The sequence below is a fragment of the Bradyrhizobium sp. USDA 4541 genome, assembly GCF_024171085.1.
GTDB lineage: Bacteria > Pseudomonadota > Alphaproteobacteria > Rhizobiales > Xanthobacteraceae > Bradyrhizobium > Bradyrhizobium australafricanum.
This window is the reverse complement of the sequence record NZ_JALJZF010000001.1, coordinates 1015661-1029418: the sequence shown is the minus strand read 5'-3', so window position 1 is coordinate 1029418 and position 13758 is coordinate 1015661. Positions and strand designations below refer to the sequence as shown.

Genomic DNA, 13758 nt, shown 5'->3' with positions numbered 1-13758 from the left:
ACGGGCTCAATTCGCCCGGAAACCGGTGCCAGTCAATGCGGTCCGGCCGGAGCCGGACCGCGGGGGGCGTGTCACAAAGCCGTCGCGGGCGCGCCGCGCCCGGTCGATCAATCCCTGAGGTCGTAGCGGTACGACTTCGAGACGATCTGCCAGCCGTCGGCGAGCTTCATCGCCACCAGATAGTCGGTGAAATAGCGCGGCGGCAGCTGGCAGCGCACCTTGATGAAGGCGGTGTTGTCGTCGGAGCGGTCGATGGTGACGATAAAATCCTCGCGCGGCTTGCCTTCGGCCTTCGCCGAGGTGCGCTTGCGCACCAGGGCAAGCCAGTCCGGCACGGTCAGGACCTTCAGCTCGCCCTTCTCCACCCAGCGCAAATCGGCGCTCGGATGAAAAGCCTCGGCGAGCTTGTCGGCATTGCTCTCGTAGAGACCGTCGAAATAGGTTTGCACGACGCTTTCGACGCTGGATCGATCTTGGCTCATTGGTTGGTCCTCCCGGCAGGGTTTGATCTGTTAGTGTTGTGTCTCTGACGCGTGATTCACTCAGTGTCATTCCGGGGCTCGCGAAGCGAGAACCCGGAATCTCGATCCACAACCTCTGGATTCCGGGTTCGCGACTTCGTCGCGCCCCGGAATGACGGAATGGACTGTCAGAGACACAATGCTAGGATTTAGCCATGAACCGCTAGATTGCGCCATGGCCGGCGACAAAATTCTGCGTGAGGGACGAGTTGTGACCGCATCTGCAAATTCGAACGAACATATCCTGACCGGCGAATGCTTCTGCCGCGACGTGCGCTACGAGGTGGCCGACGCGTTTGCCTATGCGCTCAATTGTCACTGCTCGAACTGCCGGCGCACCACCGGATCGGCGTTCAAGCCATTCGCGGGAATCGCGCGCGACAAATTCACCGTGGTCAGCGGCGCTGATGAGCTCCTGATCTATGGCGATGAACTCACCCACGACGCGCATTGCGGCCGCTGCGGCTCGCTGCTCTATTCGCAGGTCCGCGGCGGCGCCTATGTCCATGTCGCGATGGGTACGCTGCTCGATGCGCCGGCGATCCGGCCGACCGCCCATATCTTCGTCGGCTCCAAGGCGCCGTGGTACGCGATATCGGACGATCTGCCGCAATATCAGGAGCACGTGACGCAAGGCGGGGAATAAATTCGCACGACGTCATCGGCGTGCTGCTTGTAGCCCTTGCCGACCGCCCTGCGCACGGCATCTCATCAGGCGGCGCGACTAGATCGCGCTCGCGGCGATGTTTACCATCAGGGCGAGCAGCGCGGTGTTGAACACGAACGAGATTATGCCGTGCACGGTCGCGGTGCGGCGGATGATCTTGTCGGTGATGCCGACGTCTGAGACCTGCGCCGTCATGCCGATCACGAATGAGAAATAGACGAAGTCCCAGTAATCGGCGTCGGCATGTTCCTCGCCGCTCGGAAACTGCAATCCGCCGGGCGTCTTGCCTCGGTAATACTCATGGGCGTAGTGCAGCGCGAACGCGGTGTGCACCAAGGCCCATGACAGCGTGATGGTGACGATTGCCAGCGCCAGTCCGGCCGGGCTGCCCTTTGATGCGCCGAGCTCGAACACGATGGCGGCGAGGCTCGCCAGCGCGCCGAACGCGGTCAGCAGCAGGATCAGGAAACGTCCGTCGTCCTGCAGGATGGCGCTTCGCTTGATATGGGCGACGCCACAGCGCAGCATCATCACATAGGCAAGCACGAGATACAGCGCGGCGAAGGCATCCCAGCCCGCGAGCAGGCGCGTGACGATGCGCGGTGCTCCCGGCACCAGCAGCGCAGCCAGGATACCGAAAGCGATCGAGCCGAAGGTGCGCGGCCGGCCCACGACGACGCGGACCGGCAGCGGCAGCTTGCGGAAGCGAACAAGGCGGTCGTCGATCTCCTTGTTCATTTCGCGCTGTGCTCTCGGCTAGTTCTTGCGCTCGGCGACGAAGCGGGCGGCCGCGCGCAGCACGTCGCCTCGGTCGCCGAACACCGACAGCGCGGCGTCGGCACGCGCGAGGAGATCGCGGACGCGCTGCTTGGCGCCATCGATGCCGAGCTGGGTGACGAAGGTGGTCTTGCCGAGCGCGGCGTCAGCGCCGGCCGGCTTGCCGAGCGCGGCAGCATCGCCCTCGACGTCGAGCAGATCGTCGGCGATCTGGAAGGCTTCACCGAGTGCTTTGCCGTAATCGTCGAGCGCCTGGTACTCCTTTTGCGAGGACTGGCCGAGGATCGCGCCGGCGATGCAGCCGAAGCGCAGCAGCGCGCCGGTCTTCATCTGCTGCAGGCGCGCGACGTCGACCGGCTCGCGGTCGCCGAAGCGGCCTTCGCCGGCGAGGTCGAGGATCTGGCCGCCGGCCATGCCGCCGACGCCGGAGGCGCGCGCCAGCGCGCGGGTCAGGAGCAGGCGGACCTGGGCGTCCTTGTGGATCGCATCACGGGTGATGATGTCGAAGGCGATGGTGAGCAGCGCGTCGCCGGCGAGGATCGCGGTGGCGTCGTCATAGGCCTTGTGCAGGGTCGGGCGGCCGCGGCGCAGATCGGAATTGTCCATCGCCGGCAGATCGTCGTGGATCAGCGAGTAGCAGTGGATGCATTCCAGCGCGGCGCCGACCAGCAGCGCGGATTCGCGTGGGATGCCGAACACCGCCGCGCTCTCGACCGCGAGGAACGGCCGCAGCCGCTTGCCGCCGCCGAGGCTCGAATAGCGCATGGCCTCGATCAGCCGCTTCGGGCGCACGATCTCATCGCTTTCGGTCGCGTCGGACAGCAGTTTGGCGAGCAGGGCTTCGGTATCCTCCGCGGTCTGGTCCAGCCGCTTGGAAAACTCTGCAGTACCGGTCGTCATTAAGAATTGCTCCAGATCGATTTTCGGCCGGACAATCGTTGATGGCATCGGCTTCGTCAATTCCCGCCCTGCGACGGAATGCGCCTTAAAAGTGCTGGAAAAACCGTGAATTATCCCGCAGACGTCGACGGCGCCGGCCGTGTTCTGGCGGGCGGGTCCCAAATCCTTCCTGGAATGGTCCTCCCCGGAAACCCCTGTTTTGCGCATCGTCCGAATTTTATTGCTGCTTTTGCTGGCGCTGCTGTTGCTGCCGTATCTGGTGGCGCCGTTCTATCGCACCGGCCATCCGGTTTCGGCGCTGATGGCGTGGCGGACCCTGCGCGGGGCCCCGGTGACGCGGCACTGGATCGATTTCGGCGCGATGTCGCCTTATCTGGTGCGGTCCGTGGTCGGCTCGGAGGATGCTCATTTCTGCAAGCATCGGGGCATCGACTGGGGCGCGCTGCGCGAGGTGCTCGACGAAGCCGAGGATGGCGAGGTGGCCCGCGGCGGCTCGACCATCACCCAGCAGGTCGCCAAGAACCTGTTCCTGTGGTCCGGCCGCAGCGTGATCCGCAAGGGGCTGGAACTGCCGCTGGCCCTCTGGATCGATCTCGTGCTGCCCAAGCAGCGGATCCTGGAAATCTACCTCAATATCGCGGAAATGGGCCCGTCCGGCCAGTTCGGCGCCGAAGCCGGCGCCCAATATGCCTTCGGCCGGTCCGCCGCGGGGCTGTCAGCCCGCGAGGCCGCGCTTTTGGCCGCGATCCTGCCGAATCCGGTCAAGAGGAGCGCCCGGAACCCCGGCCCGGGGGTCCGCAGGCTGTCCGCCACCTATATGGTCCGGGCCAACTCCGTGACGCGCTGCTGGCGCGAAAATCGCGGCTCCTGAGGCCGATTTCGGACGCTTTTTGCTGTCTCCGGCCCTAGCTTTACGCAGTGCCTTCCTCTATAAGCGCGGCCTTACCGGCATCGCAGCTGGCGCTTTGAAGCGCTGTGCGCTCGTCCCCATTTCGGACGATGCCTCCGCAACACCCCTAGAGGACACCGTCATGGCCGTTCCCAGAAGAAAAACCTCGCCGTCGCGCCGTGGCATGCGCCGTTCGGCCGATGCGATCAAGACCCCGACCTATGTCGAGGACAAGGACTCCGGCGAACTGCGCCGTCCGCACCACCTCGACCTGAAGACCGGCATGTACAAGGGCCGCCAGGTCCTGAAGGCCAAGAAAGAGTCCTGATCGGACATTCGGCCTACGCGCCGCAGCCATGCGGCGCGGCGCCTGAATTCGGTCAACGAGTGCGGCCAAGACGGGCGCGTCCGCGGCGAGGCCAATGAGCATCGCCGCATTGCTGGTTCTCCCTGAATAAGGCGCAAGCCCCGATGGTCGGTTTTCCGCTGCTGCTCGTTCCGCTCGCGGTCTACAACATCATCGCTTTCCTGATGCCCGGCGTGTCGTTCACCGACCCGCTGATCAGGCTGACATTGCTGTCGGGCGAGCAGTGGCAGATCACGCTCAGCGACATGCTGCTCGCCGCCGCCGTGCTGCTGTTGCTGCTCGAGGTCATCAAGGGCGCGCGCCCCGGCGCGAAATATCTCACCGACCATCTGCTGTCGCTGATCGTGTTCGGCGCCGCCGCCGCCGAATTCGTGCTCTGGCCGAAATTCGGCAACTCGACCTATGGCCTGCTCACGCTGCTGGCGCTGGTCGATTTCATTTCCGGAATTGCGCTGCGCACCCGCCGCCGTGCGATGGTCGCGCCTGCGGCACCGAGCGTCAGCAGGCCGCAACCCGAGGCGCCGCAGCCCGCGCCGCCGGCAGAGGCGCCCACGCCGCGTTCCGAGCCCGCGCCTGTCGCAGCACCGGCGCCTGCCGCGCCGCCACCGGCCGCACCGGTCCCCTCGGCGACGTCGGTTGCGGAATCCGTGCTGCTCGATCAGTCCGCGCCAAAGCCGACGGTGACCTCGCCGGATTTGCAGCCGGGCGGCCATCCGCCGTCGGACACGCCGCAGCGCTGATATTTTCCTAGATTATCTGCCGGGTCCGCCGCGCCACGCTGCGGCGTTCGTCGACATGCGGGCCGTAAGCGCTCTGCGCGTCGGCCAATGACCCACGCCGCTGCCCGCGCGTCTGCGGCTCGTGTGCGGCGGTTGCGATCAGGTGAGCCACAAACGACGGATCGGCATGCGGCAGCGGGATCTTGGGCGCCCAATGGGTGGTCGCGGCCAGCGGCACCAGCGCCGTGCTGGCCGCCGCAGCATCGCCGGTGCACTCGCCGTCGAGGATTTCCGATTGATCGATATCCGGCATCGTCTGCGACCCGTTGGAGCGTCATAGTTTGGGACGTTGCGGCCCTCCGCAACACCCCTGTGGCAAGGGTCATGCCCGCCGTCCCCAGTTCGTTCCCGGACAGTCGAAAACGTGGTTTCCAGATTATTTATCAACTTCACCTAGCGTTGGATTCGCCGGAACCACTATCTTGAGAGCGTGTAGAATCACCGGGCGCCGTCCCAAATCGAGACATGTTCGATGCCCCCTGTCCCGCCAGCTGCCAGCATCCTCGCCTCGCTCGGCCAAGCGACATTCGCCTGGGACCTCGCGAGCGATGCGATCGCCTGGAGCGACAATGTGGCGGCGGTCTTCCCGGATATCCCGGTCGCGGCGCTGGCGAGCGGCGCCGAGCTTGCAAAGCTGATCGAGCCATCGCGCTCGGTGCGATCCGATGCGCTCGGCGCGCCGGCGCCGGTACGCGGCGGGGAGGGCGTTCCCTACCGGATCGAATATGGCGTGCGGGCCGTCACCTCGGCGCCGGTGATCTGGATCGAGGAGACCGGCTGCTGGTTTGCCGGCGCCGACGGCAGGCCGGCGCGCGTGCAGGGCGTCGTCCGCATCAACAATGAGCGGCATGCCCGCGACGAGCAGCTGCTGAAGCTGTCGCGGCACGACCCGCTGACCAATGAGCTCAACCGCACCCATCTGATCGCCTCGCTCGCCGAGACGATGGAGGAGTGCGCGCGCTTCCGCTCCTCCTGCGCCTTCATGCTGATCGGCATCGATCACCTCGCGCGCGTCAACGATGCCTTTGGCTTCGATGTCGCCGACGCCGTCATCGCCGAGGTCGCGAAGCGGATTCGTGCGCGGCTGCGCAGCGGCGACATGCTCGGCCGCTTCTCCGGCAACAAGTTCGGCCTGATCCTGCGCAACTGCACCGTCGACGACACCAATGTCGCGGCCGAGCGCTTCCTGGCCGCGGTGCGCGACGAGGTGGTGCCGACCAAGTCCGGCCCGGTATCGGTGACGGTCTCGATCGGCGCCGTCACCATTCCCCGCCATGCGCGGTCGGCGGAGGAGGCGGTCAATCGCGCCCAGGAGACGCTGGACGCGGCCAAGAGCCGCCGCGCCGGATCGTTCGCGCTGTGGAAGCCGAATGTCGAGCGCGACGCCCAGCGCCGCGTCAACATCCGCGTCACCGACGAGATCGTCACCGCGCTGAACGAGCGCCGCATCGTGATCGGCTTCGAGCCCGTGGTCGATGCGCGCCTGCGGCAGCCCGCGTTCTACGAGTGCCTGGTCCGGATGGAGCAGGACGACGGCCGCGCGCTGCTCGCGCCCGATATCGTGCCGGTCGCCGAGCGGCTCGGCCTGATCCGGCTGGTCGATCACCGTGTGCTGGAGCTCGCCATCGCCGAGCTCGCTGCCGCTCCCGGCGTACAGCTCAGCCTCAACATCTCGCCCGACACCACGATGGATCCGGACTGGTGGGCCACCATCGAATCCCTGATGCGCGCGCATCCCGGCGTCGGCGAGCGGCTGATCGTCGAGATCACCGAGACGGTGGCGATCCAGGATATCGACGACGTGCGCGGCTTTGTCACGCGCCTGAAGAACTTCGGCAGCCGGATCGCGATCGACGATTTCGGCGCCGGCTACACCTCGTTCCGCAACTTGCGCAAGCTCGGCGTCGACATCGTGAAGATCGACGGCGCCTTCGTGCAGAACATCGTGCGTTCGGCCGACGACCGCGCTTTCGTGCAAACGCTGATCGATCTCGCCCGCCGCCTCGAGATCAGGACGGTCGCCGAATGGGTGCAGGACGAGGAAGCCGCCGTGATGCTGCGCGAATGGGGCTGCGACTTCATCCAGGGCCGCCTGATCGGCCTCGCCTCGCCGGACCGCCCGTGGAACGCGTCGGCGGAGAAGCCCGTGCCCGCCACGGGCTGAAGCGGCCATAGGCCGTTTCACAATATCGGTCGTGATACCCGCGAAAGGGATTGCTCAAAATATGAGCGCGTCCTGCCCAAGGTTTGGCGGGAGTTCATCCAATTAATTGTGCGTCCCCAGACAAGTTTTCCGCCGGAGACCGCCGTTTACTTCTTCGAGGTTTGGACCGTGGCTTGCGCCATGACAACGTCGAAAGAGGATCGAATGGTCACGTTATCTTTTCCGCGCGCGTACAAACTCATGCACATCGCAGCGTTAGGGGCATTGCTCGTTGTGGGCGTCGGTGCTCCAACCGACGCCAGGGCAGCTGCGCCGGCCGCCTGTGCGGAGCTGCAGGCAAAGTATCCGGACTGGAAGGGCATGACCCTCGTCAACGCAATCAATCCGCATACGCCGGGCTACGAGTCGATCGATCCGAAGGATCCGAGCAAATATGTCGGCTTCGATATCGATCTCGGCGAGCAGATCGGCGAATGCCTCGGCTTCAAGCTGACCTACAAGGCGGTGACCTTCGCCGCACTTCTGACCACGCTGTCCAGTGGTCAGGCCGACATTGTGATCTCCGACATCTACGCCACGGAAGAGCGTGCCAAGGCGGCCGACTTCATCACCTATTCGAAGGTGTTCGACGGCGTATTGGTCGCCAAGGGCAATCCGAAGAAGATCTCCGGCATCAACACCTCGATGTGCGGTGCGGCAGCGGCCGAGAACACAGGCTACGTTGAAGTTCCGCTGATCCAGGCGCTCGTGCCGGAGTGCAAGAAGGAGGGCAAGCCTGAGCCGACCATTCAGCTCTACGACAACAACGCCAACTGCATCCAGGCGATTCTGGCCGGACGCGCCGACACCTATGTCAACGACGTCAACACCGTCGACAATGCGGTGAAGGCCTATCCGGACAAGCTCGAAAAAGCTATCGCGGTGACGATCCCGTACAAGGTCGGCATCGGCGTGCCCAAGGACAAACCGGCCTTCCGCGATGCCGTGAAGGCGGCGCTGACCGAGATCTACAAATCGGGCGATCAGCTCGCGTTGCTGAAGAAGTGGAATCTCGATCCGGAGAACCTGATCGAGCCCGGTCTGCTGACGGTCAAGTAGGCCCCAGCACCGGCAAAAGGACGACATGCTCCATGGAGCTGTTCCTCCACTATTTGACCATGCCGTATATGATTGAGGGCATTCAGGCGACCTTGCAGGTCACCGCCCTCGGTCTGCTCGGCGGCCTGATCCTCGGTGTGATCCTGGCGTGGATGCAACTCAGCCGCTTCAAGGCGTTGGCGTCCTTCGCCCGGGTCTACACCGTGATCTTTCGCGGCACGCCGCTGATCCTGCAGATGGTGTTCGCCTATAATGCCCTGCCGCAGATCGGCATCAAGCTACCGGCCATTCTCGCCGCCGGCCTCGCGCTGGCCTGCAACGAAGCTCCGTTCATCGCCGAGATGCTGCGCTCCGGCGTGCTCGGCGTCGATCGCGGCCAGGTGCTGGCCGGGCAGGCGCTCGGCATGACGCCCGGCGTCCTGATGCGCCGGATCATCGCTCCGCAGGCGATCCGCTCGATGATCCCCGCTTTCGGCAACGAGACCGTCAGCGCGCTGAAGAATTCCTCGCTGGCGTCGGTGATCGCCGTGCAGGAGCTGACGTTGCGTTCGACCCAGATGGCGTCGGCAACTTTTGATTTCTTCTCGATCTTCTTCGCCTCGGGCCTGATCTATCTGTTCCTTACCGCGGCGATCGCCGGCATCCAGCTGTTCCTCGAATGGCTGTTCGATCTCGACCGCGCATCGAAGCAGATCAAACTGATGCGGATGATGCCGTGGTATCGCGCGCAGGGACTCGATGATCCGCTGATTGCGGCCGAGGACGCGCCGCCCGAGATCTTGCCCGATGCCGGTGTCGCCGAATTGCCGCCGCCGCGGGTGCAGACCGAGCGTGTCGATCGCGCCAAACGCAACGAGACCCTGAAGCGGAACAATGTGGCGGTCGATGTTGCCGCATTGCGCAAAAGCTATGACAAGCAAATGGTGCTCGCCGGCGTTGATCTCACGGTGCGAATCGGCGAGGTGGTCGCGCTGCTCGGGCCGTCCGGCTCCGGCAAGAGCACGCTGCTCCGCTGTATCAACAATCTCGAACTCTGGAACGACGGCAGCATCAAGGTCGGCGGTCGCCGGCTCGGCTTCAGCGATAGCGGCAAGGCGCTGTCGCCGCGACTGTTGGCGCAGGCGCGCGCCGAGGTCGGTGTCGGTATGGTGTTCCAGCAGTTCAACCTGTTCGGTCACCTCACCGCGAAGGAGAACATCGCCGGGCCGCTGCGCTGGGTGCATGGCGTGTCGCGCATCGATGCGGATCGCCGGGCGACCGAACTGCTCGGGCGCGTCGGCCTCAGCCACCGCGCCGATGCGCTGCCGCGGCATCTCTCCGGTGGCCAGCAGCAGCGCGTCGCCATCGCCCGTGCGATCGCGCCGAATCCCAGCGTGCTGTTGCTGGATGAGCCGACCTCCGCGCTCGATCCCGAACTCGTCAATGAGGTCCTTGAAGTGATCCGTCGCCTCGCGGTGGAAGACGGCCTCACCATGATCATCTCAACCCATCAACTGCGCTTCGCCAGTGAAGTCGCTGATCGCGTGGTGCTGCTGGCGGATGGCGCGATCGTCGAGGAGGGCCCGGCCGACGAGGTGCTGAGCAATCCGCGCAATCCGGTCGCGCAGCGTTTCCTCAATGCCATGGAGGCCGAGGTCGCATGAATAGAACCCGTTCCGTTTCCATCCGCGTGAGGACCCCTGCGTGAAACATCATCTGCTGCCGGTATCTGCGAAGACTGTGCATTGGGGCTATTTCAGCAAGGTCGTGGCGCCGGCATTGAAGCTGAAGTCCGGCGACCGCGCGACCATCGAGACGCTGACGCATCACGCCAATGACGATTACGAGCGCATGATCGAGGGCGATCCGGGTGCCGAGAGCGTGTTCAAATGGACGCGCGAGCACAAGGCGGTGGTGCGGCGCGGTTCGGGGCCCATCGAAGGGCCGTTCATCCGCGGCTCCGGCGAAGGCGTCGGCGTGCACCTGCTCACCGGTCCGGTGGCGATCGAAGGCGCCGAGCCGGGCGACGTGCTGGAGGTTCGCATTCTTGACGTGCGACCGAGGCCGGCCTGCAAGGCCTGCCATGCCGGCAAATGCTTCGGCTCCAACGTCGCGGCCAATTGGGGCTTTCACTATCACGACCTGATCGAAGAGCCGAAGCCGCGCGAAGTGGTGACGATCTTCGAGCTCGACGCGTCGGGTGAGCCTTTCGCCAAAGCGGTCTACAACTATGTCTGGACGCCGCAGACTGATCCTGATGGCATCGTGCACCCGACCATCGATTATCCCGGCGTCCGCGTCGATCACGCCACCGTCGTCAAGCGTGAGAATGTTCTGAGCAATGTCCGTGTGCCCGCGCGGCTGCATTTTGGCACCATGGGCCTCGCGCCGTCGGAGCAGGATTTCGTCTCCTCGATCCCGCCGAGCTATACCGGCGGCAACATCGACGACTGGCGCGTCGGCAAGGGGGCCAAGATGTTCTATCCGGTTGCGGTGCCCGGTGCGTTCTTTTCGGTCGGTGATCCGCATGCCGCGCAGGGCGACAGCGAGCTCGGCGGCACGGCGATCGAGACCTCGCTCACCGGCGATTTCGAATTCATCCTGCACAAGCATCGCGATCTCGGCGGCACACAGCTCGAAGGCCTGACGCATCCGATGCTGGAAACCCCCGACGCCTGGTCGGTCTACGGCTTCACCTACCCGAACTATCTTGCCGAGCTCGGCGCCAATGCGCAGCTCGAAATCGCCAATCACTCCAGCCTCGACCGCGCCATGCGCGACGCCTTTCGCAAGATGCGGCGCTTCCTGATGACGGTGCACAAGCTCAGCGAGGACGAGGCGATCTCGCTGATGTCGGTGGGGGCAGATTTTGGCGTGACGCAGGTGGTCGACGCCAATTGGGGCGTGCACGGGACCATCCGCAAGAACGTGTTCCGGTGTGACTGATCACGCGCCGGCCGCCGAGCAGGACGTGTCATCCTTGAGGATGGCACGGAGATTGCTTCGCTTCGGCCATAAAGGTCGATGCATGAGGTTGCGTCCGTTCACGAGTGAATCCTACTCCGAAGGCGACCGCCCCGAGGCGTGGCGGGACGTCCTGGCGTCGGTCGGCTTGCAGCCCACGGTCGCCACGAGCACCCATGCCGGCCATGCCATCGCGGTGCGGCGCAGCTTTCAGGGCGTGACGCTGGCCAGGCTTTCGGCAGGGCAACAATCGGTGTCGCCGCGCACGGATGCTGTGGCCGATCATCCGCTGGTGCTGCTGCCGCTCGAAGACGGGGTGGCGCTGAAGACGACCACCGGTTATCAGATCGTTGCTGCGCGGCATCTTCTCTTGCTGCCACGCGCAGGGGACTGGAGCGTGTCGTTCCAGCGCGAGATGCGCGCGGTAGTGCTGTCGGTGACGTCCGAACCGGCACATCGCCATCGCGCCACGTTGCAAGGCGGCGAGGTGCGGGTGCTCCAGCCCGGCGGCTTTGGCAGCGTATTCGCGCAGATGATGGAGCTCGCCGCGCGCGATCTCGACGCGCTGTCCGATGTCGAATGGACGGCGCTGGCGCGAAGTCTCGCCGATCTGCTGCCGACCTTCATGCGTCAGCACGGCGAGACGGCGGGCGATCGCGGCGGCGGCGCTTCCAAGGCAGCGACGCTGCATCGCCTGTGCCAGACCGTCGAACGCAGCCTCGAGGAACCCGATCTGACGCCGGTCAAAATCGCCAGTGCCGAGGGCATTTCTGAACGCTATCTGCAAAAGCTGTTCGAGGGGGCCGGCACCAGTTTCACGCATTACCTGCGCGAACGTCGGCTGCAGCGCACCTGGGCCGATCTGTCGAATCCCGCCGAGGCGCATCGTTCGATTTCCGAGATCGCGTTCCGCGTCGGCTTCAACGACTCTGCCCATTTCAGCCGCGCGTTTCGCCAGCGCTTCGGTCTGTCGCCGCGCGAATTCCGCCAGCATGAAGCCGAGCGGCAGACCGCATCCGCGGCCACGGTGCAACGCGGCTGGCCTCAACAGGCGCTGGCGCAGCTGTGCAGCCGGCGCGCAGCGCTGGCGCGCAGGACGGCTGCGCCATTCAACGCGCACGACGTGGAGATCGCGGACGCGCCGCGCCATCACCATCTCGCCGCGGATGCCTCGCGCGTGCATTGGGGCTATTTCAGCCATTCGTTGCCGCCGCAGGTCGAGATCGGCTCCGGCGACACCATCACCATTGAGACGCTGACCCAGCACGCCTCCGACGATCCCGAGCGCATGATCAAGGGTGATCCAGGCGCGGAGAGCGTGTTCCACTGGACGCGCGATCGGAAGAACGTCGATCGCCGCGGCGCCGGCCCGCTCGATGCCTCGATCTACGGCCGCGGCGCCGGCGAGGGATTCGGCGTTCACATTTGCACCGGGCCGGTGGCCGTGAAGGATGCGGAGCCAGGGGACGTACTGGAAATCCGCATCCTCGACATCGCGCCGCGCGCGAGCCGCAATCCGGACTTCGAGGGCCGCGTGTTCGGCAGCAGCGTCGCGGCCTGGTGGGGCTATCACTACAAGGAGTTCCTCGCCGAGCAGAACGCCCATGAGGCGGTGACGATCTACGAGATCGTCGACGACGATGACGCGCCGCATGCCCGTGCGCTGTATTCCTATCGCTGGGAGCCGCAGACCGATCCGTTCGGGACGCTGCACAAGACTTACGACTATCCGGGCATTCCGATCCCGCCGTCATCGGTGCGGCGCCGCCACGACGTGCTCGACGGCATCCGCATTCCGCTGCGCCCGCATTTCGGAGTCATCGCGCTTGCGCCGCGCGAGGCCGAGCTTGTCGATTCCGTCCCGCCCGCATATTTCGGCGGCAATCTCGACAATTGGCGGCTCGGCAAGGGCTCGACGGTCTATCTGCCGGTGTCGGTGCCGGGCGCGCTATTGTCAGTCGGCGATCCCCATGCTGCGCAGGGTGACGGCGAACTCGGCGGCACCGCCATCGAATGTTCGATGACCGGCACGTTCCGGGTCATCCTGCACAAGAAGAACGAGCTTACCAATCAGCCCTTCGCCGATCTTACCTATCCGCTGATCGAGACTGAAGCCGACTGGGTGCTGATGGGCTTCAGTCATCCCAACTATCTCGCCGAATTCGGCGCCAAGGGGCAGAGCGAGGTCTACGCGACCTCGTCGCTCGATCTCGCGATGAAGGATGCGTTCCGCAAAATGCGCCGCTTCCTGATGAACATCAAAGGCCTTACCGAGGACGAGGCGATCGCGCTGATGTCGGTGGCGGTGGATTTCGGCGTGACGCAGGTGGTGGACGGCAATTGGGGCGTCCATGCCATTCTCAGCAAGCGCGTCTTCGATCACGCGCCGCAAAACTAGTGTGCTGAATGCGAAGTTCGTGCGATTTCGCGGCAGCCACTTTCACGAACTTCGCACTCATAAAGCACACTAGAATCATAAATTTGCTAGTGTCCTTATCGAATCCGAAGTTCGCTCCGAAGGTGCGGCAAATGATGCGAACTTCGGATTCGGGACACTAGAGCATGAAAGATCGTGCTCGAACAAAGACATGAGATCATGATGCGATTCCGTAGAAACGCATCATGATCCATCAGAGAGCAGGCGAGGAGACGT

Annotated in this window: 13 protein-coding genes; 9 read left to right on the top strand and 4 right to left on the bottom strand. The window is 64.7% G+C overall.

Annotation, left to right across the window (positions count from 1 at the left end; genetic code table 11):
• Positions 1-107: 107 nt before the first annotated feature.
• On the bottom strand, positions 108-482 hold the full coding sequence (locus J2R80_RS04905) for a nuclear transport factor 2 family protein (protein WP_016847513.1): 375 nt from the start codon (positions 480-482) through the stop codon (positions 108-110).
• 250 nt (positions 483-732) lie between these two features.
• On the opposite strand from J2R80_RS04905, the gene J2R80_RS04900 reads away from it, so the two are divergent.
• Positions 733-1167: a GFA family protein gene (locus J2R80_RS04900; RefSeq protein WP_057015587.1), complete on the top strand. Its 435-nt coding sequence runs from the start codon at positions 733-735 to the stop codon at positions 1165-1167.
• Between the two features lie 78 nt (positions 1168-1245).
• Here J2R80_RS04900 and J2R80_RS04895 read toward each other — a convergent pair whose 3' ends face one another.
• Both J2R80_RS04895 and J2R80_RS04890 read right to left on the bottom strand, forming a co-directional pair.
• Complete coding sequence (locus J2R80_RS04895; protein ID WP_225162686.1) at positions 1246-1926, bottom strand: DUF1345 domain-containing protein; 681 nt, start codon at positions 1924-1926, stop codon at positions 1246-1248.
• Between the two features lie 18 nt (positions 1927-1944).
• Positions 1945-2865: a polyprenyl synthetase family protein gene (locus tag J2R80_RS04890; protein ID WP_076824685.1), complete on the bottom strand. Its 921-nt coding sequence runs from the start codon at positions 2863-2865 to the stop codon at positions 1945-1947.
• Positions 2866-3064: 199 nt separating this feature from the next.
• Between J2R80_RS04890 and mtgA the strand changes: the two genes are divergently transcribed.
• From mtgA to J2R80_RS04875, 3 genes are all read left to right on the top strand, one after another.
• Positions 3065-3736, top strand: coding sequence for a monofunctional biosynthetic peptidoglycan transglycosylase (mtgA, locus tag J2R80_RS04885; RefSeq protein WP_253640929.1), 672 nt, complete (start codon positions 3065-3067; stop codon positions 3734-3736).
• 160 nt (positions 3737-3896) lie between these two features.
• Positions 3897-4082 carry a 50S ribosomal protein L32 gene (rpmF, locus tag J2R80_RS04880; RefSeq protein ID WP_021077536.1) on the top strand — a complete coding sequence of 62 codons (186 nt, stop codon included), beginning with the start codon at positions 3897-3899 and terminating at the stop codon, positions 4080-4082.
• A gap of 143 nt (positions 4083-4225) precedes the next feature.
• The gene (locus tag J2R80_RS04875) at positions 4226-4861 is read left to right on the top strand and encodes a hypothetical protein (RefSeq protein WP_168859167.1); all 636 of its coding nucleotides are present in this window, start codon (positions 4226-4228) and stop codon (positions 4859-4861) included.
• 7 nt (positions 4862-4868) lie between these two features.
• On the opposite strand, the gene J2R80_RS04870 is transcribed toward J2R80_RS04875, so the two are convergent.
• Positions 4869-5153, bottom strand: coding sequence for a hypothetical protein (locus J2R80_RS04870; protein ID WP_069279792.1), 285 nt, complete (start codon positions 5151-5153; stop codon positions 4869-4871).
• A 219-nt stretch (positions 5154-5372) separates the two neighbouring features.
• Here J2R80_RS04870 and J2R80_RS04865 point away from each other — a divergent pair, with 219 nt between their 5' ends.
• The 5 genes from J2R80_RS04865 (at position 5373) to J2R80_RS04845 (ending at position 13503) form a co-directional block, all read left to right on the top strand.
• Positions 5373-7064, top strand: coding sequence for a bifunctional diguanylate cyclase/phosphodiesterase (locus J2R80_RS04865; protein ID WP_253638099.1), 1692 nt, complete (start codon positions 5373-5375; stop codon positions 7062-7064).
• 204 nt (positions 7065-7268) lie between these two features.
• A complete protein-coding gene (locus J2R80_RS04860) occupies positions 7269-8162 on the top strand; it encodes an ABC transporter substrate-binding protein (RefSeq protein ID WP_375162553.1) in 894 nt (297 codons plus the stop codon).
• A gap of 32 nt (positions 8163-8194) precedes the next feature.
• Positions 8195-9805 carry an amino acid ABC transporter permease/ATP-binding protein gene (locus J2R80_RS04855; RefSeq protein WP_253638098.1) on the top strand — a complete coding sequence of 537 codons (1611 nt, stop codon included), beginning with the start codon at positions 8195-8197 and terminating at the stop codon, positions 9803-9805.
• 40 nt (positions 9806-9845) lie between these two features.
• Positions 9846-11087 (top strand): acetamidase/formamidase family protein, encoded by a 1242-nt coding sequence (locus J2R80_RS04850; protein ID WP_076824697.1) that lies wholly within the window; start codon positions 9846-9848, stop codon positions 11085-11087.
• An 82-nt stretch (positions 11088-11169) separates the two neighbouring features.
• Positions 11170-13503 (top strand): acetamidase/formamidase family protein, encoded by a 2334-nt coding sequence (locus tag J2R80_RS04845; protein ID WP_253638097.1) that lies wholly within the window; start codon positions 11170-11172, stop codon positions 13501-13503.
• Positions 13504-13758: the final 255 nt, after the last annotated feature.

Coding starts and splice junctions, on each gene's coding strand:
- J2R80_RS04905 (WP_016847513.1), bottom strand. CDS start 482: ATGAGCCAAGATCGATCCAGCGTCGAAAGCGTCGTGCAAACCTATTTC.
- J2R80_RS04895 (WP_225162686.1), bottom strand. CDS start 1,926: ATGAACAAGGAGATCGACGACCGCCTTGTTCGCTTCCGCAAGCTGCCG.
- J2R80_RS04890 (WP_076824685.1), bottom strand. CDS start 2,865: ATGACGACCGGTACTGCAGAGTTTTCCAAGCGGCTGGACCAGACCGCG.
- rpmF (WP_021077536.1), top strand. CDS start 3,897: ATGGCCGTTCCCAGAAGAAAAACCTCGCCGTCGCGCCGTGGCATGCGC.
- J2R80_RS04875 (WP_168859167.1), top strand. CDS start 4,226: ATGGTCGGTTTTCCGCTGCTGCTCGTTCCGCTCGCGGTCTACAACATC.
- J2R80_RS04870 (WP_069279792.1), bottom strand. CDS start 5,153: ATGCCGGATATCGATCAATCGGAAATCCTCGACGGCGAGTGCACCGGC.
- J2R80_RS04865 (WP_253638099.1), top strand. CDS start 5,373: ATGCCCCCTGTCCCGCCAGCTGCCAGCATCCTCGCCTCGCTCGGCCAA.
- J2R80_RS04860 (WP_375162553.1), top strand. CDS start 7,269: ATGGTCACGTTATCTTTTCCGCGCGCGTACAAACTCATGCACATCGCA.
- J2R80_RS04855 (WP_253638098.1), top strand. CDS start 8,195: ATGGAGCTGTTCCTCCACTATTTGACCATGCCGTATATGATTGAGGGC.
- J2R80_RS04845 (WP_253638097.1), top strand. CDS start 11,170: ATGAGGTTGCGTCCGTTCACGAGTGAATCCTACTCCGAAGGCGACCGC.